We start from the raw sequence: 21,589 nt of genomic DNA, 5'->3' as shown, positions 1-21,589 counted from the left end.
CCCCCGCCGCGAAGGATCACGCATGAAAGCTCCGCAGCAAGCACCCACCCGCATGGGCGCTTCGATCTGGCAGTTATCCGCCCTGGCCATCGCGGCCGCATTGCTCGCCGGCTGCGGCGAGGCCGCCAAGCTGGCACCCGAGGCCACGACCGGCCCCCGCCCGCAGCTGGCCGAGCCGAACAAGACCTTGATTCCCACTGTCAACGTGGCACCTGCCGTCGGCTGGACCGACACAGCCGCGCCCACGCCCGCCGAAGGCCTGCGCGTGACGGCGCTGGCGCGCGGCCTCGAGCACCCGCGCTGGGTCTACACCCTGCCCAACGGCGACGTGCTGGTGGCCGAGAGCAACAAGCCGCCCAAGCCCGGCGGCAGCAGCGACGACGGCCCGGTCGCCAAGATCCGCAACTGGGTCATGGGCAAGGTCATGGCCCGCGCCGGTGCCGGCGTGCCCAGCCCGAACCGCATCACCTTGCTGCGCGATGCCGACGGCGACGGCGTGGCCGAGGTCAGGCAGGTCTTCATGACCAACCTGATGTCGCCCTACGGCATGGCGCTGGTGGGCAACGAGCTCTTCATCGCGAATGCCGATGCGCTCGTGAAGGTGCCCTACACCGAGGGCGAGACCTCGGTGAAGGCCAATCCCACGCTGGTCACGCAACTGCCCGCGGGCATCAACCACCACTGGACCAAGAACGTGATCGCCAATGCCGACGGCACCAAGCTCTACGTGACCGTCGGCTCCAACAGCAACATCGGCGAGAACGGCCTCGCGGCCGAGGAGGGCCGTGCCGCGATCTGGGAGGTCGATGCCAAGAGCGGTGAAAAGCGCCTCTTCGCGAGCGGCCTGCGCAACCCCAATGGCATGGGCTGGGACCCCGACACCAACGTCTTGTGGACCGTGGTGAACGAGCGCGACGAGATCGGCAGCGACCTCGTGCCCGACTACCTCACCTCGGTGAAGGAGGGCGCGTTCTACGGCTGGCCCTGGACCTACTACGGCGGCATCGTCGATGCGCGCGTCACGCCGCAGAACCCCGAGATGGCGGCCAAGGCGATCGCGCCCGACTACGCGCTCGGCTCGCACGTCGCGCCGCTGGGCCTCGTGTTCTCGCACGCGCGCGGCATGCCGCCGGAGTTCGCGAGCGGCGTCTTCATCGGCGAGCACGGCTCGTGGAACCGCAAGCCCAAGTCGGGCTACAAGGTGGTGTTCGTGCCCTTCATCGGCGGCAGGCCGAGCGGGCCGCCGGTGGACATCCTCACCGGCTTCCTCACCGCCGACGAAAAGGCACAAGGCCGGCCGGTGGGCGTGGCGCTCGACAAGAGCGGCGCGCTGCTGGTGGCCGACGACGTGGGCAACGCGGTGTGGCGCGTGTCGCGCGCGAAGCCGCAGTAACTCGCGCCGGCTTCTTCAGCGCTGCGGGCGGCGGATCCGGAAGAGCCGGTGCGCAAGCAGCGGGCTTCCGGCGGGCACGGACGGATGGTCGAATGCACCGGCCACGTCCTCGTGCATGCCGATGCGTTCCATCACCGCGGCCGAGCGCAGGTTGCCGGCCGCGGTGAAGGCCACGATCTCGTCGAAGCCGAGCCGCTCGAAGCCGACCTGCAGCGCGCCGCGCGCGGCCTCGGTCGCGAAGCCCTGGCCCCAGGTGTGGCGCGCGAGGCGCCAGCCGATCTCGACGCACGGTGAGAACGGCAGTGTCGCCAGCGGCACGTTCAACCCCGTGAAGCCGATGAATTCGCCCGTGGCCTTGTGCTCGACGGCCCAGAAACCCCAGCCGTTCTTCGCGATGAGCGCACTGGCGCGGTTGGCCGACGCATCGCTGTCGGCGCGCGTGGGCAAAGGCAGCAGGAATTCCATCACCTGCGGGTCGGCCGCCATGGCGGCGAAGGGCGCGAGATCGCTCTCGCGCCATTGGCGCAGGCGCAGGCGGTCGGTGTCGAATTCGATCAGCGGAGCGGTCATGCGGCGATTGTGAGTCAGCCTGGTTTCGCCATGTTGTGCTGGAGCGCCATTCGGTCGAGGAAGTGATGACGCGCGAGGTGCGCAGCATCGACGCCGCGCTGCCCGTGGGCGAGGCGCTTGCGCAGTATTTCGGCGAAGGCCAGGTGCATCGCGCCTACCCGGTGCTGCGCGGCAATGCGGTGATCGGCATGGCCGACCGCGCGATGTTCGCCGCGTTCAGCGTCGGCACGGTGGGCGATGCCTGCGAAGGCGCGGCACCGGTGTTCGCGCTCGCGGGCGAGAACTGCCGCGCAGTGGCCACGCGCCTTGCGCGCCACCGGCTCGAGCGGCTGCCGGTCGTGAAGGATGCGCAGTCGCTTGCGCTGGTCGGCCTCGTGGCGCGCAGCGACCTCGTCAAGCCTTCGCTCGCGCACTTCGACGAAGAAGAAAAGCGCGAGCGAATGCGTGGCCTGCCCTGGCAGGTGAGCTAGCTGGCTCAGAACCCCGCCAGCACCACCTTGCCCTGCGCCTTGCCGCTCTCGATGAGCGCATGCGTCTTCTTCAAGTTCGCAGCGTTGATGGTGCCGAAGCTCGCGTTCGCCGTCGTCCGCACGCGGCCCGCATCGACCAGCGCGGCCACTTCCGCGAGCAGCGCGCCCTGCTCGGCGATGTCGGGCGTGGTGAAGCGCGAGCGCGTGAACATCATTTCCCAGTGCAGGGAGATGCACTTGGTCTTCAGCGGCATCGCGTCGAGCACCTTCATGTCGTCGATCACCGCGAGCTGGCCCTGGGGCTTGAGGCTCTCGACGATCTGCGCGTAGTGCTGCTCGGTCTGCGTGAGGCTGGCGACCATGTCGACCTCGCCGATGCCGGCGGCCTTGAGTTCGGTGGCCAGCGGCTTCGAATGGTCGATGACCACGTGCGCGCCGAGCGCCAGGCACCACTCGCGCGTTTCGGGGCGCGAGGCGGTGGCGATCACGCGCAGCTGCGTGAGCTGACGGGCGAGCTGGATGAGGATGGAGCCCACGCCGCCGGCACCGCCGGTGATCAGCAGCGTCTGGCCCGCGCCGCCGCCCTTGGGCACCTGCAGGCGGTCGAACAGCAGTTCGTACGCGGTGATGGTGGTCAGCGGCAGCGCGGCGGCTTGCGCGTCGTCCAGGCTCTTCGGCGCGATGGCGGCGATGCGCTCGTCCACCGTGTGCAGTTCCGAATTGGCACCGGGGCGGATGATCGAGCCCGCGTAGTACACGCGGTCGCCGACCTTGAAGTTCTGCACGCCGCTGCCGATGGCTTCGACGATGCCGACCGCGTCCCAGCCCAGCACCTTGGCCTGTCCGGCTTCGGGCGCGGCGTTCTTGCGGACCTTGGTGTCGACCGGGTTGACCGACACCGCCTTCACGCGCACCAGCAGGTCGCGCGCGCCGGGCACGGGTGCGGGCAGTTCGATGTCCTGCAGCGATTCGGCGTTGTCGATGGGAAGGGGCTGGTAGTAGCCGATGGCTTTCATGGCGAGGGACCTTTCTGAAACGATGCCTGAACTGTAGGATGGCAACGGCCATTTGATAAGTGGGCCGTGAATACCAACACTTTCAAATGAAGATTGAAAATACCTCGGACCTGCAGGTGCTCGTGCACACCGCGCGCGGCGGCACGCTCACGGCCGCGGCCCATGCGCTGGGCATCACGCCCGCGGCCGCCAGCGCCACGCTCAAGCGGCTCGAAACGCAGCTCGGCGCGCGCCTCTTCGAGCGCTCCACGCGCGCGATGCGCCTCACGCCGCAAGGCCAGACGCTGCTCGACTACGCGGTGCGGGCCTTCGAGCTGCTCGACGAGGGCGAGTCGCTGGTCACGGCCGACCGCGGCGAACTGGTCGGCACCCTGCGCGTGGCCGCGCCCTCGGACCTCACGCGCAGCACGCTGCTGCCGTGGTTCGACGAATTCCTCGCGCTGAACACCGGCGTGCAGCTCTCGCTTTCGGTCGGCGACCGGCCGCTGGACGTGATGCGCGACGAGGTCGATGTGGCGCTGCGCTACGGCGCGCTGGCCGATTCGCGGCTGGTGGCGCGGCCCTTCGCGATGACCAACCCGCTCCTGACCGCCTCGCCCGAGTACCTTCGCCGCCATCCCGCGCCCAGGACGCCGCAGGACCTGGTGCACCACAACTGCCTGATCTTCAATCGCGCCGGGCGCCGCCACCGCATCTGGCGTTTCGCGCAGAACGGGCAGTGGACCGAAGTGCGGGTGAACGGCAACCGCAGCGTGGACGACGCCTCGCTCGCGCGCGAGTGGGCGGTGGCTGGCTACGGCATCACGCTGAAGTCGGCGCTCGATGTGCGCGACGACATCCGCAGCGGGCGGCTGGTGCACCTCATGACCGACTGGCAGACGGAGCCGTATCCGTTGCATGCGCTGCTTCCGAGCGGACGCTTCGTGCCGGCGCGTGTGCGGGCGTTTGTCGACTTTCTGGCGCTGAAGTTCGAGGCGCTGACCGCCGTCAGATCATCGGTGTGACTGCGCCATCCATCGCGACGGTGGCGCCCGTCACGTAGCTTGCTCTCGGCGATGCCAGGAAGACGACCGTGTTGGCGATCTCTTCCGGCGTCGCGATGCGACCCAGCGGCAGCCGCGCGGTGGCGCGCTTCAACGCCTCGTCGGTGTCGATGCCCTGCAGCTTCGCATCGGCCTTCATGCCTTCCTGCAGTCGCGCGGTCAGCGTGAGGCCGGGGTTCACCGCGTTCACGCGCACGCCCTTGGCCGCATAGGCCGAGGCCATGCCGGCGCTCACCAGCATCAGCGCCGCATTGGCCGCGCCGCCGGCCATGTGCACGGGGCTCGCGACCTTGCCGCCCTGGCCGATCACGTTGACGATCGCGCCGCGGCCACGCTGGCCCATGCGCTTGACCACCGGGTCGATCATGTGGATGTAGGTGAAGTACTTCGCGTCCATCGCGTCGTGCCACGCGGTGGGGGTCAGGTCGTCGGGCGGGGTGCGGCGCGCGGCGCCGGCCGAGTTGACGAGCACGTCGACCGCGCCGAACGCCTTCTCGGCCGCATCGAGCGCGGCCACGGCGCTGGCCGGGTCCTTGAGGTCGGCGGCATGCACCGAGACGCGGCCTTCGGCCCCGGCGAAGCTGTCGATCAGCGTCTTGCGGCCCTCTTCCAGGTTCTGCAGGTCGCGGGAGACGAGGCTCACGCGCGCCCCCTCGCGCAGGAACCCCAGCGCGCAGGCCAGGCCGATGCCCTTGCTGCCGCCGGTGATGAGAACGTGCTGGTCCTGGAGCTGGAGGTCCATGGGGTGTCCTTGTCGTGTCGTTGAGTGGCCAGGGCCGGGCGCGGCCCGGCGGGGTCGCGTGGATTGAATCACCGCTCTAAGATCGCCGGATGAACGCATCCCCGGTATCCCTGCCCCGCTTCTGGTCTCACCTCACAACGCGCGACTTCGCGGCGCTCGATGTGGCAGCCACCGTGGCGGTGCTGCCGCTGGGCGCCACCGAGCAGCATGGGCCGCATCTGCCGCTGGGTGTGGACACGGTGCTGGCCGACGGCATCGTGGCGGCATCGCTGCCGCTGCTGCCGGCGGACCTGCCGGTGCTGTTCCTCCCGACCCAGCAGATCGGCCTCAGCCCCGAGCACGCGCGCTTCGCGGGCACGCTCACGCTGTCGGCCGAGACCTTGATCCGCATGTGGAACGAAATCGGCGCGGGCGTGGCGCGCGCCGGTGTGAAGAAGCTGGTGCTCTTCAATGCGCACGGCGGCCATGTGGGCGCGATGGACGTCGTGGCGCGCGAGTTGCGCGCGGCGCACGGGCTCATCGTCTACAGCGTGAGCTGGTTCAACCTGCCGCTGGGCGATGCGGGCGCGCAGTTCAGCGCCGGGGAGCACCGCTTCGGCGTGCACGCGGGCGAGATCGAGACCTCGATGATGCTGGCGCTGACCCCGCAACTTGTGCGCATGGGCGAGGCGAAGGATTTCCCATCGACCTCGGAGAAGCGCGCGGCCGACTACGCGATCCTCGGCAACGGCAAGAGCGCCAAGCTCGGCTGGGCGATGGAGGACTACAACGCAGAGGGCGCGGCTGGCAATGCGGCCGCGGCGACGGCGGCAAAGGGGCAGGCGGTGGTCGATGCGGCCGCGCAGCAACTGGCGCTGCTGCTGGCGGAGGTGTCGCGCCTGCCGCTGGACACGGCAAACACCCGGCCGCTGCCCTGATCCGCCTTCAGGAAGCGCTGCGCGAGAGCACGCCGGCGAACATGTCCGAATCGACATTCCCGCCGCTCACGCTGATGCCCACCGTCTTGCCGCGCCAGCGCTCCTGCTGCTGAAGCGCGGCGGCCAGTGCCGCCGCACCGGCGCCTTCGGCCACGTTATGCGTGTCGCTGAAAAGAATGCGCATCGCCTCCGCCACCTCGTCGTCGGTGACGGTGATCACGTCGTCGGCTTCGCGCAGGATCACCTCGACCGATTCGGGCACCGGCACGCGGCATGCCATGCCGTCGGCCAGCCGCGTGCTGACCGGCGATTCGACGGGCTTGCCCGCACGGAAGGAATCGCGGTACGCCGTGGCGTGCGCCGACACCACGCCGATGAGCTTGGTCGACGCACCGCAATGCGCACGCGCCGCGGCCGCGCCGGCAAAACCGGAGCCCAGGCCGATGGGCACGAACAGCACATCGGGTGGCGCGTCCTTGAACGCGCTGAAGAATTCGACATACGCGGTCGATACGCCCCGCACCAGCTCGCGGTGGAACGAAGGCACGCGGTGCAGCGCGTCGCGCTCCGCCAGCACGGCCGCGTGTTCCGATGCCGCCTGGAAATCGTCGCCGTGCTCGACCAGTTCGACGCCGAGCGCGCGCATCGCGGCGTTCTTCTCCTGCGAGTTGCCGTGCGGCACCACGATGGTCGCGCCGAGGCCGTGCCGCCGCGCCGCGAAGCCGAGCGACTGGCCGTGGTTGCCGCGCGTTGCGCTGATCACGTGGCGCACCCCGGGCTGTTCGCGCGCGAGGGTCTCGAAGTAGGTGAGGCCGCCGCGGATCTTGAAGGCGCCGACCGGCGTGTGGTTCTCGTGCTTGGCCCAGAGCGTCGCGCCCAGGCGCTGCGACAGCAGCGGCCAGGTGTATTGCGGGGTGGGCGGCATGGCCGCATGCACGGTGCGCTGCGCGGCTTCGATCTCTTCGCGGGTGAATTTCACGGAGTTCTTTCTTGTTGGCTTACTTGCGTTCTGTCAGGGCGACCCGCACTGCCAGCGCGGCCAGCACGCTGCCCATCACATAGCGCTGCGCACGCAGCCAGCCGGCGCTTTGCGACAGCACCGCCGTGATGCTCGCGGCGCCGAAGATCATCACCGTGTTGACCACCGCGCTGCTCGCCATCTGCGCCATGCCCAGCTGCATGCTCTGCAGCAGCACCGAGCCGCGTTCGGGATGGATGAACTGCGGAAAGAACGACAGGTAGAACATCGCCACCTTCGGGTTCAGCAGGTTCGTGAGAAAGCCCATGCGAAAGAGCTTGCCGGGCGGATCGGCCGGCAGCGCGCGGGCCTCGAAAGGCGCATTGCCGCCGGGCCGCACCGCCTGCCACGCGAGCCACAGCAGGTAGGCCGCACCGGCGATGCGGATCGCATCGAACGCGAGCGGCACCGCCAGCAGCAGCGCGGTGAGCCCGAGCGCTGCGGCGAACAGGTGCACCAGAAAGGCCATCAGCACGCCGCCCAGCGAGATCATTCCCGCGCGGCGGCCCTGGATCAGCGTGCGCGAGACGCAATAGATCATGTTCGGCCCCGGCGTGAGCGCCAGCAGCAGCGAGGCGAGGGCGAACCAGGCGATCTCGGTCAGGGTCAGCATGATGGTCAGAGTCCTTTGGATTCGAGCGTGACGGGGCCGCGCGGCGTGTCGAACACCGCGACGAGGTTGGGCGGGCCGGCGTCCACTTGCAGGTCGCCCATGCCGATGGCCGAGAGCGCGGCGGCGAGCGCCGGCGCGCGCGGATGCGCCACGCGCAGCGAACGCAGTGCCAAGCCCGAGGCGGGCATCGCATCGGTCGGATGCACCGCGCCCCACTGGATCAGCGTCGGCAGCGCGCCATAGAAGAGCCGCTGGCCGTCGTCGCGCACCGTGATCTGCCATTCGAGGCGCCCGGCCGGCGTGTCGCGCGAGGCTTCGAGCAGGTGGCCGCGGTCGATGTGCGCATGCTCTTCGTGGGCCAGCGCGCGGGTCGCTGCGGCGGCATCGGGCACGCGCGCCGCGAAATGGATGAGACGCGGGCCGTGCTGCGCAAGGCCCGCCTGCAGTCCAGCGTCGTCCAGGTCGAACCAGCGGCGCGTGCCGGGCCGCGAGGGTTGCTTGCCGGGCTCGATCGCGATGATCTCCGCATAGGCCCGCGGAAACGCATCGCTCGCGACGTTCAGCAGCCGGTTGTGCGTGCCCATAAGCGGGTGCACGCCGCCGGGTGCGGGCGTGACGCCGAGCGTTGCTTCGCACCACGCCACGCCGTCGGCGAGCGACGTGGCGGCGATCACCAGGTGGTCGAGTTCGGCGTGCATGGCGAGGGGCTTTCGTTCAGAGCGTGACGTTGCCGTCGACGCATGTCACGGCATCGCCGCCGACCCAGATCTTTCCTTCGGCGTCGCGCTCGATGTACACGCGGCCCGCGCGGCCGAGGCACTGGCCCTGCGCCGCGAGGTAGCGCTCGGGCATGTGGCCGTCGGCGATCAGCCATTCGGCCAGGCTCGCGTTCAGGCTGCCGGTGACCGGGTCTTCCTGCACGCCGATCGGCTCGGCAAAAGCGCGCACTTCGAGATCGATCTTCGCGCCGTCGTCGTACTCGGCGGCCTTGCGGTTGCCGAAGGCGCGCGCCTCGCGGTTGGAGCGACCGATCAGCGGCGAGATGTCGACCGCCGCGGGCACGCCCGCCACGCCGGCTTTCACACCCAGCTCCTTGAGCATGCGGTGGTCGGGCTGCAGCGCCAGCACCGCGTCGGCATCTTCGACCAGCAGGCCGAACCAGACCGGGCCGTTGTCCAGCACCTGCGCCGCGACGATCTGCTGCGCCTTCAACCCCAGCGCACCGGCCACCTTGGCGAGCAACGCGGGGCTCGGCGCGCTGCGCTTGAGCGGCGGCGCGGCAAAGGCCAGCCGGTCGCCCTCGCGGCGCAGCGGCACGAGGCCCGCGCCGCATTGCTGCACCACGAGCCCGGCCACCTTGGGCTTGCCGCCGGCCTGCAGCCACGCATGGCAAGTGCCGATGGTCGGATGGCCGGCAAAGGGCAGTTCGCCGCCGGGCGTGAAGATGCGCACGCGGTAGTCGGCCGTCGGCTCGGTCGGCGGCAGGAGGAAGGTGGTCTCGGACAGGTTGGTCCACTGCGCAAAGCGCTGCATCGCGGCGTCGTCCAGGCCCGTGCCGTCGATGACCACGGCGAGCGGGTTGCCGCGGTAGGCCGTGGCGGTGAAGACGTCGACTTGCTTGAAGGGGCGGGATTTCATCGGATTCAAACGGTTCGGATCAATTGGCAATGTCAGTCGGGGAGACACCGTGGAACCGGCTTTGCCGGGCCACGGGTGTCGCCCCCTGCAAGGGGGTTGGCGAAGCGACACGAAGTGCGCGAAGACTGGGGGTCATTCCAGTCCTAGATCGAGCACGCCGCGCGCGCCCGGACGAGAAAGAAGATCGGCGTACCAGCGCTCCACGTTCGGCCAGCTCGGCCGGCGGTATTCGGCGGCGGGCAGCCCGAACCAGCGGTGCGCTTCGCAGCCGATGGGAATGTCGGCCATGGTGAAGCGCTCGCCGCCCATGTAGGCGCGTTGCGCGAGGTGCGCATCGAGCATCGCGAACAGCGCTTCGCTCTCGCGCACCGAGGCTTCGATCAGCGCCGGCTGGCGTTCCGACGGTGCCGTGCGCACCCACTGGATGAAGGCGTCGCGGCTCGCGCGGTTGAGCGTGGTCTGCTGCCAGTCCATCCAGCGCTCGGCGTCGAAGCGCGCGGGCAGCTCGCTCGGGTAGAGGGTGCCGTGCGAGTGCTTGGCGCAGAGGTAGCGCACGATCACGTTCGATTCCCAGAGCGTCACACGCTCGGCGCCTTCGCCGTCGTCGATGGTGGGCACCATTGCATTCGGATTGAGCGCGAGGTATTCGGGCGTCTGCACCACGCCGAACTTGCCGCCGGCCTCGGTGCGCTGGAAGTCCAGGCCGAGTTCCTGCGCGCACCACACCACCTTGCGGACGTTGATCGAGCTGATGCGGCCCCAGATGTTGAGCATGATTTCAGTGTCCTTGTGCGGGAAGCGGGGCCGCGGAGGCGGTGGGCCGGTCGAGCATCAGCAGGCGGATGGCGAGGCCGATCATCACCAGCGCGAGCAACGTGCGCTGGAACTTCTCGGCGCCGGGCCGGCGCTGCAGCCAGCGCCCGACCTGCCCGCTGCAGGCGCCCAGCAGCGTGTTGAACGCGAGCGCGGCCATCGACAGCACCACGCCCAACTGCACCAGTTGCAGCGGCACGCTGCCGCGCGTCGGATCGACGAACTGCGGCAGGAACACCATGAAGAACAGCAGCGCCTTCGGATTGACGAGGTTGTTCAGCAGGGCCATGCGCACGATGCGCCCGAACCCGGCGGGCTGGGCCTGCGCGCCGATGCGCAAGCCGCCCCCGCTGCGCAGGGCCTGCACCGCCAACCACACCAGGTACAGCGCGCCCGCATAGCGCAGCACGTCGAACGACGGCGGCCAGGCGGCCACCAGCGCGGTGACACCCGTCGCCGCGAACAGCGTGTGCACCAGGTCGGCCGCCGAGATCCCGATGGCCGCCGCGAACCCGCCGCGCGGCCCGTGCGCCACGCCATGCGAGAGCACGAAGGCCATGTTCGGCCCCGGCGAGAGGAACAGCGCCAGCACGGCGAGCAGGAAGAGCGAGAGCGTGGCGAGGCCGATCATCGTTCCCGCCCCTTCACACCTGCGCGGGCGCGAGCTTGTGCTCGCCCAGCAGTTCCAGCTCTTCGCGCAGCGTGACGGCGAGTGCGGCGATGGCCGCATCGATCTCCTCCACGCTGGCCGTCACGAACGACAGGCGCAGCGTGCGCGGATCGCCCAGCCCCGCGTAGAACGGCGCGCCGGGCACGAAGGCCACGTTGCGCTCGACGGCCTTGGGCAGCAGCTTCACGGTGTCGATGCCCTCGGGCAGGCGCGCCCACAGGAACATGCCGCCCTTGGGGGCGTTGAACTTCACGTCCAGGCCGGCCATCTCGCGGGTGAGCGCGGCCATCATCGCGTCGCGCTGGCGCTTGTAGAGCGCGCGGATCGTGGGCACGTGGCGATCGAGAAAACCGTCCTTCATCACGGCCGACACCATGCGCTGCGTGAAGATCGGCGTGTGCAGGTCCACCGCCTGCTTGGCCTGCAGCAGCTTTGGGTAGATGGCCTTGGGCGCGACCAGGAATCCCAGGCGCAGGCCGGGCGCGAGCACCTTCGAGAACGAACCCAGGTAGATGCAGCCTTCGGGGTTGCGCGCGGTCAGCGGCAGTGGCGGGGCTTCGTCGAACCAGAGCTCGCCATAGGGGTTGTCCTCGACGATGGGAAGGCCCGCCTCGGCGGCGGCGGCCGAGACGGCGGCGCGGCGCTCTTCCGTCATGGTGCGGCCCGTCGGGTTCTGGAAATTGGGTAGCAGGTAGACGAAGCGTGCGTCCTTCGCCTTGGCCACGAGGTCGTCGACGATCACGCCGTCTTCGTCGCTCGCCACGCTCACCGGGTTCGGCTCCATCGGACCGAAAGCCTGCAGCGCGCCGAGGTAGGTGGGCGTCTCGACCAGCACCTTGCTGCCCGGATCGATCAGCACCTTGGCCACGAGGTCCAGGCCCTGCTGCGAGCCGGTGGTGATGAGCACCTGCGAGGCGTCGACGTCCCACGGCAGCATGTCGGCCACGGCCTGGCGCAGCGGCGCGTAGCCCTCGCTCGCGGCGTACTGCAGCGCGGCCTGGCCATCGTTGTGTAGCACCTCGGCGCAGGCGTCGGCAAAAGCCTGGATCGGGAAAGTCTTGGGCGAGGGCAGGCCACCCGCCAGGCTGATGATGCCGGGGCGTTCGGTGACCTTGAGGATTTCACGCAGCACCGACGGGTTCATCTTGGCGGCGCGGGCGGCGAGTTTCCAGTTCATGGTGTTTCTTCTTTCAGGCGGGTGAGGTGAGGTTCTGTGGAATGTCGCCACGGTACACAACATGGATTTTGTTGCCGTCCGGGTCGCGCAGGTAGGCGCCGTAATAGCCCTGGCCGTAGCGTGGGCGGGGGCCGGGCGCGCCTTCGTCGCGGCCGCCCTGGCGCAAGGCCGCCTCGTGGGCGGCATGAACGGCATCGGCCGAGGGCGCGTTGAACGCGACCATGCTGCCGTTGCCGACACTGGCGGGTTCACCGTCCAGCGGGATGTACACGTAGAAGCGCGGCAGCGTCTGCCCGGGCGCGACCCAGCAGGCCGATTCGGGCCCGCCATCGGGCATGACGGCGCGGCGAACGAGGCCCAACGGCGCGAGCAGCGCGTCGTAGAAAGCGGCGGCGCGCGGCAGGTCGGTGCAGCCGACAGTGATGTGACTGAACATCAGCGTCCTCCGGTGCGGACTGCGGCGGGCAGCGCTGCCGCCGGCGCGACCGGCGGTTGCGAGAGCCGCTTGCCGATGACCACGGTGGCCACCACCGCGATCGCGAAGCCCAGCGTCACCACATCGAGCGGCTCGCCCAGGATCGGGATCGACGCGAGGATCGAGAGAAAGGGCTGCAGCAGCTGCGTCTGGCTCACGCGCAGTGCGCCGCCGAGGGCCAGGCCCCGGTACCAGGCAAAGAAGCCGATCCACATCGAGAACATGCCGACGTAGACAAAGCCCAGCCACGACGAGGTGGCGATGGGTTGCGTCGGCCACAGCGCCAGCGTAGCCGGCAGCGTCACCGGCAGGGCCATCACGCAGACCCAGCAGATCACCCGTTCGGCGCCCAGCGACGGCGTGACCTGCGCGCCGTAGATGTAGCCGAACGACGCGGCGATGACCGCGCCCACCAGCAGCAGGTCGGCCCATTCGAAGCCGAAGCCATGGCCGCCCTGGCTCGCGCGCAGCACCGAGAACACCACCACCAGCAGGCTGCCCGCGATGGCGCAGAGCCAGAAGCCGAGCCGCGCGCGCTGGTGCAGCACCCATGCGGCGACAGCGGCGGTGACCAGAGGCAGCAGCGCCGTGACGACCGCCGCGTGGCTGGCCGTGACCACGCGCAGTGCGTAGCCCAGCAGCAGCGGGTAGCCGATGACGTTGCCCAGCACCGCCATGCCCAGCGGCTTCCACTGGTGCGATGCGGGCCGCGGCGAGCGCGTGGCCAAGAGGAAGATGGCCGACAGTACGCCCGCCAGCGCCGCGCGCCCGAGCGTGACGAACCAGGGCGACAGCTGCGGCGCGGCCTGCGTGCCGGTGGCCAGCCGCGTCATGGGCAGGGTCACCGCGAACAGGGCCACGCCGATCACGCCGAGCCACATGCCCAGCGTCTCGTCCTTGATGTTGAGCCTGTTGGTCATTGGCGTAACCTTCGTGCTTCGCACTGCGGTGCGAGCTTGCTTGGGGCGGCCCGGCGCGGCGCTCATACGCCCACCATCCACCACGCCGTAAGCACCAGCACGAGGCCCATCGCACGGTTGAACCACAGGAGGCGTGAGCCCTTGGCGAGCCAGTCGCGCAGCAGTGCGCCGACCATCGCATAGGCGAAGTTGCTGACGAAGGCATAGAAGAGCATCACCGGCGCGACGATGGCGAAGCGCGAGAGCGCGTCGGGCTGGCCGGCGATCCATCCGGCCACCAGCGTGAGCGCGAGCAGCCACGCCTTGATGTTGACGAACTGGAGCATCACGCCCTGGCCGAAACCGACCGAGAGGCTGGCGCTGTCGGCCTTGCCGAGCTTGGCGCTGCCGCTGAGCTTGTACGCCAGCCACAACAGGTAGGCGATGCCCAAGCCCTTGATTGCCAGGCGCAGCGGCGGCACCGCCACCACCAGCGCGCCGAGGCCGGCGGCGCAGATCGCCAGCAACAGCGTCCAGCCGATCGGCACCGCGACCACGAAGCGCATCGCGCGCGGCAGGCCGCCGTTGGCCGCCAGGGCGGTGGAAAGCGTGGTGTTGGGACCGGGCGAAAAACTCATCGCCGTGGCCAGCACCAGCAGCGCGGTGAATTCTTGCCAGTTCATGGCACAGACTCTAAACTTGTGACCATTACAGTTCCAGTACAGATGGCCGGACAAACAAGGCATCTGTATTGGTGAAGCCATCGACACAGCCTTTCGACGCCGCATGCTGACACGCACCTCCACCCAGTCGTTGACCGGCCAACTGGCCGACCGCTTGGCCGAGCGCATCCGCACCCGGCTGCTGCCGCCCGGCGCCCGGCTGCCCTCGGTGCGCGAATGCGCCAGGCAGCAGGGCGTGAGCCCGTACACGGTGGTTGCCGCCTACGACCAGCTGCTTGCGCAAGGACTCGTCGAAGCCCGCCGGCAGCGCGGCTTCTACGTGCGCGACTCGGCGCAGACCCAGGACGGTCGTACGGCCAAGGCCTCCGACGCCGTCGGCGTGAACGACATGCCGGCGGCGATGGCCGTGCAGATGATGGCTTCGCGTGTACCGGCCGACGCGAGTTCGCTGATCCGCAGCATGTTCCACCGCCCGAGCGACAAGCCGCAGCCCGGCATGGGCGTGTTTCCGCCGGACTGGATGTCGTCCACCTTCGTGCCCACGGCCGTGCGGCGCATGACCAGTACAGCTGTGCTGCAGGAGCTGTCGCTCCAGTACGGCGAGCCCTCCGGCGACATGAGCCTGCGCCGCAGCCTCTCGCAGAAGCTCGTCGGCATCAACGTGCCGGCCGCGCCCGACCAGATCATCACCACCATCGGCGCGACGCATGCGCTGGACATCGTGAGCCGCACGCTGCTGCGGCCGGGCGATCCGGTGATGGTCGAGGAGCCGGGCTGGGCGCTGGAGTTCGCGCGGCTCGAGGCGCTGGGCATGCGCATCCTGCCCGTGCCGCGCCGCGCCGACGGGCCCGACCTGGAGGTGATGGCGCAGTACTGCGTGCTGCACAAGCCCAAGCTCTTCGTGAGCGTGAGCGTGCTGCACAACCCGACCGGCTACAGCCTCACGCCGGGCAGCGCGCACCGGGTGCTCAAGCTCGCGAACGAGCACGACTTCCACATCGTCGAGGACGACACCTACAGCCATCTCGCGCCCGAGCACGCCACGCGGCTGAGCGCGCTCGACGGGCTGCAGCGCACCGTGTACGTGAGCGGCTTCGCCAAGATCATCGCGCCCAACTGGCGCATCGGTTTCCTGGCCGCGTCGCCCGCGCTGAAGGAGCGGCTGCTGGAGACCAAGCTCCTGGCCACGCTGACCTCGCCCACGCTGTTCGAGCGGGCCTTGTCGTGGTGCATCGACCAGGGCCAGCTGCGCCGGCATGCGGACCGCATCCGCATCCGGCTCGACGGCGCGCGCGGGCGGGCGGTGAAGCTCGCGATGTCGCACGGCTGCACCTTCGCCTCGGAGCCGGCGGGGCTCTTCGGCTGGGTCGACACGGGCGTCGACACCGACGCGCTCACCCAGCGCATGCTCGACCAGGGCTACCTGCTGGCGCCGGGCTCGCTGTTCCATGCGCGCCGGCCGCCGAGCACGATGATGCGGATCAACTTCGCGACCTCGCAGGATGCGGCTTTCTGGAAGGTTTTCAGCAAGGTCAGAAGTGAGCTCTGACGGCAGGTAAAAGCCCGCGCCTGGCGGGTCAAAGGCCGGGTCCTTGGAGTAAGCTGCCGACACAAGAAAACCCAGCCAGGAGACCTCCCGCATGACCAACGCCAGCCAACCTTTCAACTTCAGCCAGTTCGTCCCCGGATTCGACTTCCTGAAGAACCTGGCCGGGGGCGCCGCGGCAGGCGCCGGCGCCGCATCGTCGGTGCCGGGCATCCCGAGCCTGGCAAGCTGGGTGGCACCCACGCTGAGCGTGGAAGAGGTCGACAAGCGCATCCAGGAACTCAAGACCGTGCAGTACTGGCTCGAGCAGAACGGCCATGCGCTCAAGGCCACGATCCAGGCGCTCGAGGTGCAGAAGATGACCCTCTCGACCCTGCGCGGCATGAACGTGCGGATGGAAGACCTGGCGAGCGTGTTCACCAAGCAGGCCGCTGCCGCTGCCGCCCCTGCGCCAGCGCCCTTTGCAGCGGCTGCGCCCGAACCCGAACCGGTCGAGGAAGAAGACGAAACCGAGATCGAGGAAGAATCAGAAGCAGAAGCACCGGTGCCGAAGAAAAAACCGCGCAGCAAGCCGGCCTCCGGCAAGGCTTCAGCTGACGGCGCCGGCGTGGTCGATCCGATGCAGTGGTGGGGCTCGCTGACCGAACAGTTCCAGCAGATCGCCAGCACCGCGCTGCAGGACGCAGCCCAGCTCAAGGTGCCCGCCATGGCCCAGCCGCTGGCCGATGCGGTCGGCAAGGCAATGGGCAAGACGACGGCCGCAGCAAGGAAGCCCGCGGCCAAGACTGCGGTGAGAAAGGCGGCAACGCCCGCTGCAAAGAAAAAGACGTCGACCGCCGCGCGCAAGCGAACCACCGGCCGCCGCTGACGTCCTACACATTCCACTTTTGAAGAGAACGGGTTGGCACGCATCATGAAGTTGTTTCCCACCGGCCATGCCACCCATCCGCAATGGCGCATGGCGGCCGGCCTCGTGCTGGCCCAGCTGCGCGCGCAGATGGCCTTGCCCGACTACGCGTCGTCGCCGACGCTCGGACTGCTCTACATCACCGACCACTACGCGTCCGAGGCGCAGGAGATCCTCGATCACCTGAGTGCCGAGCTGCCCGAGGTGACCGACTGGTCGGGCGCCGTGGGCATCGGCGTCTCGGCCAACAACGCCGAGTACTTCGACGAGCCCGGCATGAGCCTCATGCTCTGCGCGCTGCCGAGCGACCAGTACCGCGTGTTCTCTGGCGTGGCGCCGCTGAGCAATTCGGAGATGAGCGGCTTCGAGGCGCACACCGCGCTCGTCCACGCCGACCCCGCGACGCCCGACCTCACCGAGCTGATCGGCGAGATGGCCGGCCGCACCGACACCGGCTATCTCTTCGGCGGACTCTCTTCGGGCCGTGGCGGGGCGCTGCAATTCGCGGTGGGTGGCAACGGCAACATCCGCGGCCACGGCGCGGCTGGGGGCGTGTTCTCGGGCGGCCTGTCGGGCGTGGTGTTCGGCGAAGGCGTGCGGCTGGTGTCGCGCGTCACGCAGGGCTGCCAGCCGCTGCGCTCGGGCGTGCGCGAACGCGAGATCACCGAGGCCGATGGCAACCTCCTGCTCAAGCTCGACGGCGAGCCCGCGCTCGACGTACTGCTGGCCGACCTGCAGGTCTCGCTCGACCGCCCGCAGGAAGCCATCGACGCCGTGCGCAACACGCTGGTCGGCCTGGCCGACGCGGGCAGCGACGGCGTGCGCCGCACCGGCGACCTGGGCGCCGACGTGCTCGTGCGCCACATCATCGGCCTGGACCCGACGCGCCGCGGCATCGCGATCGCCGACACGGCCGAGGCCGGCATGCGGTTGACCTTCTGCCGCCGCAACGCGCAAGCCGCGCGGGCCGACCTGATGCGCATCTGCGCGGAAATCCGTGAAGAGCTGGAGCCTGAAGAGCAAACGCTGGCCACCGCCCGCGCCGTGGCTGCTGGCGAAGCCGAAGCGGCGCCGCACCCCGCGCGCCGCATCGCGGGCGCGGTGTACGTGAGCTGCTCCGGGCGCGGCGGGCCGCACTTCGGCGCACCGGGCGCCGAGCTGCAGATCGTTCGGCACGCGCTGGGCGACGTGCCGCTGGTCGGCTTCTTCGCCGCGGGCGAAATCGCCCGGCATCACCTGTATGGCTACACCGGCGTTTTGACGGTGTTCACCAGCAAGGACTGACGGGTCGCGATCAGGCTGCTTGCAGCACGCGCGGCTGCTGCGCCGGCATGCCGGTGAACGCGAAATCCACCTCCGGCGCGAGCCCGCTCACGATCCGCGCGATCGACTTGCCCGAGCCGCAGGCGTGTGTCCAGCCGAGCGTGCCGTGGCCGGTGTTCAGGTACAGGTTCGGCAGCTTTGTCTTGCCGATCATCGGCACGTTGCTTGGCGTCGCGGGGCGCAGGCCCGTCCAGAACTGGGCTTGCGTGGTGTCGCCGGCGCCGGGGAACAGCTCCTCGACGCGCCGCACGATCGCTTCGCAGCGCACGCGGTTCAGGTCGCGGTCGTAGCCGTTGAGTTCGGCCGTGCCGGCGATGCGCAGGCGGTCGCCCGACTCCGACGTGTAGCGCGAGAACACGAGCTTGAACTCGTCGTCGGTCAGCGAGACCTGGTGCGCCTTCGATGCGTCCTTGACCGGCAACGTCACAGAGTAGCCCTTGGCCGGGTAGATCGGCAGGCGGATGCCCAACGGTGCGGCGTACAGCGGGCTGAGCGAGCCCATCGCGAGCACGAAGGCATCGCCCCGGATGCGCTGGAAACGGCCTTCACTGTCGGTGGCCTCGACGTGATCGATGCTGCCGCCGGCTTCGCGCAGTGCGGTCACCGTGTGGCTCATGAGGAACTTCACCCCGGCCGCGGCCGCGAGGCCGACCAGTTCGCGCGCGAAGCGGTTGGCATCGCCGGATTCATCCTCGGCCGTGTAGGTGGCGCCGGCCAGCTGGGGGCGGATGTGGGCAAGGGCGGGCTCGATCTTCACGGCCTCATCGGCCGAGATCACCAGCCGTTCGCAGCCGAGGGCGCGCATCTGCTCGGCCGGCTTGAGCGCGCCGTCGAACTCCTTCTGCGTCGTATAGAAGTGCAGGATGCCCTGCGTGCGCTGGTCGTAGCGGAGGCCCGTGTCGCGGCGCAATTGCTGCAACGTGTCGCGGCTGTAGGTGCCCAGGCGAACGATCTGCTCGATGTTGTGCTTCGTGCGCGCCGGGGTGCATTCGCGCAGGAACTGCAGGCCCCAGAGCCACTGGCGCATGTCGGCGCGGATACGAAAGAGCAGCGGGGCGTCTTCCTTGCCCAGCCACTGCAGCACCTTGAGCGGTGCGCTGGGGTTGGCCCAGGGTTCGGCGTGGCTCACCGAGATCTGCCCGCCGTTGGCGAAGCTGGTTTCGGCGGCCGGGGTGGCCTGCCGGTCGATCACGGTCACTTCGTGGCCGAGTTGCTGGAGGTAGTAAGCCGAGGTCACGCCGAGCAGGCCGGCGCCAAGAACGATCACGCGCATTTCAAGTACCTTTGAGGTGCAGCGCTTGAATGGCGGGCGTGGTGTGCTATTGAATCAATAGCAAGCAACCGGACGTCCGCCGTCCAAGTTGCCGCTCCCCCTGTCCTCGGTACCTGAGAGATTCACCTGTTGCGCCTTGCAACGGGTTTGCTCCTTCGGTGCATCGCGACACCTTTGCGGGTGCGATGGCTCTCCAGACGGCGTTTGATTTGATGCAGTACTGACCCCCTGTTCGGGCCGACCTGAGCGTTTATGGGAGTTTGCGCCTTCGGTAGGGCCACCGGGGTGGCCCGCTCTCCTGCAGTGGGGCGATTGTAGGTGGGCACCGGCGATGCGCCAACCCCGGGTTTCGCCCCTTGGGCCGATGGGATAATCGTCCGTTCATTCGCCAGAGGGCGATCGTTCGACAACAACAGGGGACTCCATGATCCTGGTAACCGGCGGCGCAGGCTTCATTGGCGCCAATTTCGTACTCGACTGGCTCGCACAGAGCGATGAACCGGTCGTGAATCTCGACAAACTGACCTACGCGGGCAACCTCGAGACGCTCGCGTCGCTGAAGGACAACCCCAAGCACATCTTCGTGCAGGGCGACATCGGCGACAGCGCGCTGCTCGACCGCCTGCTGGCCGAGCACAAACCCCGTGCCGTCGTGAACTTTGCCGCCGAATCGCACGTCGACCGTTCGATCCACGGCCCCGAAGACTTCGTGCAGACCAACGTGCTCGGCACCTTCCGCCTGCTCGAATCCGTGCGCGGCTTCTGGAATGCGCTGCCGGCCGACCAGAAGGCCGCCTTCCGTTTCCTGCACGTATCGACCGACGAGGTCTACGGCTCGCTCTCCAAGACCGATCCGGCCTTCACCGAAGAGAACAAGTACGAGCCCAACAGCCCCTACTCGGCCAGCAAGGCCGCCAGCGACCACCTCGTGCGCGCCTGGCACCACACCTACGGCCTGCCGGTGGTCACCACCAACTGCTCGAACAACTACGGGCCGTTCCATTTCCCCGAGAAGCTCATCCCTCTCATGATCGTCAACGCGCTGGCCGGCAAGCCGCTGCCCGTGTACGGCGACGGCATGCAGGTGCGCGACTGGCTCTACGTGAAGGACCACTGCAGCGCCATCCGCCGTGTGCTCGAAGCCGGCAAACTCGGCGAGACCTACAACGTGGGCGGCTGGAACGAGAAGCCCAACATCGAGATCGTCAACACCGTCTGCGCGCTGCTCGACGAGCTGAGCCCCAAGGCCGACGGCAAGCCGTACAAGGAACAGATCACCTACGTGACCGACCGCCCCGGCCACGACCGCCGCTACGCCATCGACGCGCGCAAGCTCGAGCGCGAGCTCGGCTGGAAGCCCGCCGAGACCTTCGACAGCGGCATCCGCAAGACGGTCGAGTGGTACCTCGCGAACGGCGAGTGGGTGCGCAACGTGCAGAGCGGTGCGTACCGCGAGTGGGTCGAAAAGCAATACGACGCGAAGGCATCCGCATGAAGCTGCTGCTGCTGGGCAAGGGCGGACAGGTCGGCTGGGAGCTCCAGCGCAGCCTAGCGCCCCTGGGCGAACTGGTCGCGCTGGATTTCGACAGCACCGATTTCAACGCCGACTTCAGCCGCCCCGAGCAACTGGCCGAGACCGTGCTGAAGGTGCGGCCCGACGTCATCGTCAATGCCGCCGCGCACACCGCGGTCGACAAGGCCGAGAGCGAGCCCGAGTTCGCGCGCAAGCTCAACGCCACCTCGCCCGGCGTGGTGGCCGAGGCCGCGCAGCAGATCGGCGCGCTGATGGTCCATTACTCGACCGACTACGTCTTCGACGGCAGCGGCAGCAAGCCCTGGAAGGAAGACGACGCGACCGGCCCGCTCAGCGTCTACGGCAGCACCAAGCTCGAAGGCGAGCAACTGGTGGCAAGGCGCTGCGCAAAGCACCTGATCTTTCGCACCAGCTGGGTCTACGCCGCGCGCGGCGGCAACTTCGCCAAGACCATGCTGCGCATCGCCAAGGAACGCGACAAGCTCACCGTCATCGACGACCAGTTCGGCGCGCCCACCGGTGCGGAGCTGCTGGCCGACATCACCGCGCACGCCATCCGCGCGACGCTGCAGGACCCGTCCAAGGCCGGGCTCTATCACGCGGTGGCCGGTGGCGTGACCACGTGGCACGGTTATGCGCGCTTCGTGATCGAGCAGGCCAAGGCGGCGGGCGTGGAGCTCAAGGCCGGCCCCGACGCGGTCGAGCCCGTGCCCACCACCGCATTCCCGACGCCGGCCAAGCGGCCGCACAACTCGCGTCTGGACACCTCCAAGCTGCAATCGACCTTCGGCCTCGTGCTGCCCGAGTGGCAGTCCGGCGTCGCCCGCATGTTGCGCGAAACCTTCTGACATCCTCAGAGCAAGCCAAGA

At 69.0% G+C, this 21,589-nt stretch carries 22 protein-coding genes, 1 pseudogene and 2 riboswitches; of the genes and pseudogenes, 9 read left to right on the top strand and 14 right to left on the bottom strand.

Annotated features, from left to right (window positions below):
• The first annotated feature begins 22 nt into the window (after positions 1–22).
• Positions 23–1,393, top strand: coding sequence for a PQQ-dependent sugar dehydrogenase (locus J2W23_RS26670; protein WP_307650890.1), 1,371 nt, complete (start codon positions 23–25; stop codon positions 1,391–1,393).
• Between the two features lie 15 nt (positions 1,394–1,408).
• Here the strand turns inward: J2W23_RS26670 and J2W23_RS26665 are convergent, their stop codons facing one another.
• Positions 1,409–1,963 carry a GNAT family N-acetyltransferase gene (locus J2W23_RS26665; protein ID WP_307650889.1) on the bottom strand — a complete coding sequence of 185 codons (555 nt, stop codon included), beginning with the start codon at positions 1,961–1,963 and terminating at the stop codon, positions 1,409–1,411.
• 38 nt (positions 1,964–2,001) lie between these two features.
• Between J2W23_RS26665 and J2W23_RS26660 the strand changes: the two are divergent.
• A pseudogene (locus J2W23_RS26660) lies at positions 2,002–2,433 on the top strand (CBS domain-containing protein); the annotation flags it as partial.
• A gap of 5 nt (positions 2,434–2,438) precedes the next feature.
• Here the strand turns inward: J2W23_RS26660 and J2W23_RS26655 are convergent.
• Positions 2,439–3,449 (bottom strand): zinc-binding alcohol dehydrogenase family protein, encoded by a 1,011-nt coding sequence (locus tag J2W23_RS26655; protein WP_307650888.1) that lies wholly within the window; start codon positions 3,447–3,449, stop codon positions 2,439–2,441.
• An 86-nt stretch (positions 3,450–3,535) separates the two neighbouring features.
• Between J2W23_RS26655 and J2W23_RS26650 the strand changes: the two genes are divergently transcribed.
• The gene (locus J2W23_RS26650; RefSeq protein WP_307650887.1) at positions 3,536–4,453 is read left to right on the top strand and encodes a LysR family transcriptional regulator; all 918 of its coding nucleotides are present in this window, start codon (positions 3,536–3,538) and stop codon (positions 4,451–4,453) included.
• Here the strand turns inward: J2W23_RS26650 and J2W23_RS26645 are convergent.
• The gene (locus J2W23_RS26645) at positions 4,437–5,234 is read right to left on the bottom strand and encodes an SDR family oxidoreductase (RefSeq protein WP_307650886.1); all 798 of its coding nucleotides are present in this window, start codon (positions 5,232–5,234) and stop codon (positions 4,437–4,439) included. The genes J2W23_RS26650 and J2W23_RS26645 overlap by 17 nt on opposite strands.
• Positions 5,235–5,323: 89 nt before the next feature.
• Here J2W23_RS26645 and J2W23_RS26640 point away from each other — a divergent pair, with 89 nt between their 5' ends.
• The gene (locus tag J2W23_RS26640; RefSeq protein ID WP_307650885.1) at positions 5,324–6,151 is read left to right on the top strand and encodes a creatininase family protein; all 828 of its coding nucleotides are present in this window, start codon (positions 5,324–5,326) and stop codon (positions 6,149–6,151) included.
• A 7-nt stretch (positions 6,152–6,158) separates the two neighbouring features.
• Here J2W23_RS26640 and J2W23_RS26635 read toward each other — a convergent pair whose 3' ends face one another.
• The 10 genes from J2W23_RS26635 to J2W23_RS26590 all read right to left on the bottom strand — a co-directional run bounded on the left by J2W23_RS26635 (position 6,159) and on the right by J2W23_RS26590 (position 14,137).
• Positions 6,159–7,130: a threonine dehydratase gene (locus J2W23_RS26635; protein ID WP_307650884.1), complete on the bottom strand. Its 972-nt coding sequence runs from the start codon at positions 7,128–7,130 to the stop codon at positions 6,159–6,161.
• A 19-nt stretch (positions 7,131–7,149) separates the two neighbouring features.
• A complete protein-coding gene (locus J2W23_RS26630; RefSeq protein WP_307646620.1) occupies positions 7,150–7,782 on the bottom strand; it encodes a LysE family translocator in 633 nt (210 codons plus the stop codon).
• A gap of 5 nt (positions 7,783–7,787) precedes the next feature.
• Positions 7,788–8,480, bottom strand: coding sequence for a VOC family protein (locus tag J2W23_RS26625; RefSeq protein WP_307650883.1), 693 nt, complete (start codon positions 8,478–8,480; stop codon positions 7,788–7,790).
• Between the two features lie 16 nt (positions 8,481–8,496).
• Positions 8,497–9,420, bottom strand: coding sequence for a PhzF family phenazine biosynthesis protein (locus tag J2W23_RS26620; protein WP_307650882.1), 924 nt, complete (start codon positions 9,418–9,420; stop codon positions 8,497–8,499).
• A 132-nt stretch (positions 9,421–9,552) separates the two neighbouring features.
• Positions 9,553–10,194 (bottom strand): glutathione S-transferase family protein, encoded by a 642-nt coding sequence (locus tag J2W23_RS26615; protein WP_307650881.1) that lies wholly within the window; start codon positions 10,192–10,194, stop codon positions 9,553–9,555.
• Positions 10,195–10,198: 4 nt separating this feature from the next.
• Entirely contained in the window at positions 10,199–10,864 is a 666-nt protein-coding gene (locus J2W23_RS26610; RefSeq protein WP_307650880.1) for a LysE family translocator, read from the bottom strand.
• Positions 10,865–10,877: 13 nt separating this feature from the next.
• A complete protein-coding gene (locus J2W23_RS26605) occupies positions 10,878–12,080 on the bottom strand; it encodes an aminotransferase-like domain-containing protein (protein WP_307650879.1) in 1,203 nt (400 codons plus the stop codon).
• A 13-nt stretch (positions 12,081–12,093) separates the two neighbouring features.
• The gene (locus tag J2W23_RS26600; protein ID WP_176659997.1) at positions 12,094–12,516 is read right to left on the bottom strand and encodes a VOC family protein; all 423 of its coding nucleotides are present in this window, start codon (positions 12,514–12,516) and stop codon (positions 12,094–12,096) included.
• Positions 12,516–13,475 carry a DMT family transporter gene (locus J2W23_RS26595; RefSeq protein ID WP_307650878.1) on the bottom strand — a complete coding sequence of 320 codons (960 nt, stop codon included), beginning with the start codon at positions 13,473–13,475 and terminating at the stop codon, positions 12,516–12,518. The genes J2W23_RS26600 and J2W23_RS26595 overlap by 1 nt, the downstream gene beginning before the upstream one ends.
• Positions 13,476–13,537: 62 nt before the next feature.
• Complete coding sequence (locus J2W23_RS26590) at positions 13,538–14,137, bottom strand: LysE family translocator (protein ID WP_176659999.1); 600 nt, start codon at positions 14,135–14,137, stop codon at positions 13,538–13,540.
• Positions 14,138–14,240: 103 nt separating this feature from the next.
• On the opposite strand from J2W23_RS26590, the gene J2W23_RS26585 reads away from it, so the two are divergent.
• The 3 genes from J2W23_RS26585 (at position 14,241) to J2W23_RS26575 (ending at position 17,874) form a co-directional block, all read left to right on the top strand.
• Positions 14,241–15,686, top strand: a complete 1,446-nt coding sequence (locus J2W23_RS26585) for an aminotransferase-like domain-containing protein (RefSeq protein ID WP_307650877.1) — start codon at positions 14,241–14,243, stop codon at positions 15,684–15,686.
• Positions 15,687–15,777: 91 nt separating this feature from the next.
• The gene (locus tag J2W23_RS26580; protein ID WP_307650876.1) at positions 15,778–16,551 is read left to right on the top strand and encodes a PhaM family polyhydroxyalkanoate granule multifunctional regulatory protein; all 774 of its coding nucleotides are present in this window, start codon (positions 15,778–15,780) and stop codon (positions 16,549–16,551) included.
• A gap of 45 nt (positions 16,552–16,596) precedes the next feature.
• Complete coding sequence (locus tag J2W23_RS26575; protein ID WP_307650875.1) at positions 16,597–17,874, top strand: FIST signal transduction protein; 1,278 nt, start codon at positions 16,597–16,599, stop codon at positions 17,872–17,874.
• Positions 17,875–17,884: 10 nt separating this feature from the next.
• Here the strand turns inward: J2W23_RS26575 and J2W23_RS26570 are convergent, their stop codons facing one another.
• Complete coding sequence (locus J2W23_RS26570; protein WP_176660003.1) at positions 17,885–19,186, bottom strand: D-amino acid dehydrogenase; 1,302 nt, start codon at positions 19,184–19,186, stop codon at positions 17,885–17,887.
• Between the two features lie 90 nt (positions 19,187–19,276).
• Positions 19,277–19,393, bottom strand: a riboswitch (glycine riboswitch).
• Between the two features lie 11 nt (positions 19,394–19,404).
• Positions 19,405–19,497, bottom strand: a riboswitch (glycine riboswitch).
• 113 nt (positions 19,498–19,610) lie between these two features.
• Here J2W23_RS26570 and rfbB point away from each other — a divergent pair.
• Together rfbB and rfbD are read left to right on the top strand one after the other, a co-directional pair.
• On the top strand, positions 19,611–20,681 hold the full coding sequence (gene rfbB, locus J2W23_RS26565; RefSeq protein ID WP_176660004.1) for a dTDP-glucose 4,6-dehydratase: 1,071 nt from the start codon (positions 19,611–19,613) through the stop codon (positions 20,679–20,681).
• Positions 20,678–21,568, top strand: a complete 891-nt coding sequence (gene rfbD / locus J2W23_RS26560) for a dTDP-4-dehydrorhamnose reductase (RefSeq protein WP_307650874.1) — start codon at positions 20,678–20,680, stop codon at positions 21,566–21,568. Before rfbB ends, rfbD begins: the two co-directional genes overlap by 4 nt.
• Positions 21,569–21,589: the final 21 nt, after the last annotated feature.

This window comes from Variovorax boronicumulans (assembly GCF_030812215.1).
Taxonomy (GTDB): domain Bacteria; phylum Pseudomonadota; class Gammaproteobacteria; order Burkholderiales; family Burkholderiaceae_C; genus Variovorax; species Variovorax boronicumulans_C.
This window is presented reverse-complemented; position numbering and strand designations above follow the sequence as displayed.

Excerpts from the sequence above, each read along its gene's own strand:
- J2W23_RS26590 (WP_176659999.1), bottom strand. The coding sequence starts at position 14,137 with ATGAACTGGCAAGAATTCACCGCGCTGCTGGTGCTGGCCACGGCGATG.
- J2W23_RS26630 (WP_307646620.1), bottom strand. The coding sequence starts at position 7,782 with ATGCTGACCCTGACCGAGATCGCCTGGTTCGCCCTCGCCTCGCTGCTG.
- J2W23_RS26575 (WP_307650875.1), top strand. The coding sequence starts at position 16,597 with ATGAAGTTGTTTCCCACCGGCCATGCCACCCATCCGCAATGGCGCATG.
- J2W23_RS26580 (WP_307650876.1), top strand. The coding sequence starts at position 15,778 with ATGACCAACGCCAGCCAACCTTTCAACTTCAGCCAGTTCGTCCCCGGA.
- J2W23_RS26650 (WP_307650887.1), top strand. The coding sequence starts at position 3,536 with ATGAAGATTGAAAATACCTCGGACCTGCAGGTGCTCGTGCACACCGCG.
- J2W23_RS26610 (WP_307650880.1), bottom strand. The coding sequence starts at position 10,864 with ATGATCGGCCTCGCCACGCTCTCGCTCTTCCTGCTCGCCGTGCTGGCG.
- J2W23_RS26625 (WP_307650883.1), bottom strand. The coding sequence starts at position 8,480 with ATGCACGCCGAACTCGACCACCTGGTGATCGCCGCCACGTCGCTCGCC.
- J2W23_RS26570 (WP_176660003.1), bottom strand. The coding sequence starts at position 19,186 with ATGCGCGTGATCGTTCTTGGCGCCGGCCTGCTCGGCGTGACCTCGGCT.
- J2W23_RS26595 (WP_307650878.1), bottom strand. The coding sequence starts at position 13,475 with ATGACCAACAGGCTCAACATCAAGGACGAGACGCTGGGCATGTGGCTC.
- J2W23_RS26600 (WP_176659997.1), bottom strand. The coding sequence starts at position 12,516 with ATGTTCAGTCACATCACTGTCGGCTGCACCGACCTGCCGCGCGCCGCC.
- J2W23_RS26605 (WP_307650879.1), bottom strand. The coding sequence starts at position 12,080 with ATGAACTGGAAACTCGCCGCCCGCGCCGCCAAGATGAACCCGTCGGTG.
- J2W23_RS26670 (WP_307650890.1), top strand. The coding sequence starts at position 23 with ATGAAAGCTCCGCAGCAAGCACCCACCCGCATGGGCGCTTCGATCTGG.
- J2W23_RS26585 (WP_307650877.1), top strand. The coding sequence starts at position 14,241 with ATGCTGACACGCACCTCCACCCAGTCGTTGACCGGCCAACTGGCCGAC.
- rfbB (WP_176660004.1), top strand. The coding sequence starts at position 19,611 with ATGATCCTGGTAACCGGCGGCGCAGGCTTCATTGGCGCCAATTTCGTA.
- J2W23_RS26640 (WP_307650885.1), top strand. The coding sequence starts at position 5,324 with ATGAACGCATCCCCGGTATCCCTGCCCCGCTTCTGGTCTCACCTCACA.
- J2W23_RS26655 (WP_307650888.1), bottom strand. The coding sequence starts at position 3,449 with ATGAAAGCCATCGGCTACTACCAGCCCCTTCCCATCGACAACGCCGAA.
- J2W23_RS26665 (WP_307650889.1), bottom strand. The coding sequence starts at position 1,963 with ATGACCGCTCCGCTGATCGAATTCGACACCGACCGCCTGCGCCTGCGC.
- J2W23_RS26645 (WP_307650886.1), bottom strand. The coding sequence starts at position 5,234 with ATGGACCTCCAGCTCCAGGACCAGCACGTTCTCATCACCGGCGGCAGC.
- J2W23_RS26620 (WP_307650882.1), bottom strand. The coding sequence starts at position 9,420 with ATGAAATCCCGCCCCTTCAAGCAAGTCGACGTCTTCACCGCCACGGCC.
- rfbD (WP_307650874.1), top strand. The coding sequence starts at position 20,678 with ATGAAGCTGCTGCTGCTGGGCAAGGGCGGACAGGTCGGCTGGGAGCTC.
- J2W23_RS26615 (WP_307650881.1), bottom strand. The coding sequence starts at position 10,194 with ATGCTCAACATCTGGGGCCGCATCAGCTCGATCAACGTCCGCAAGGTG.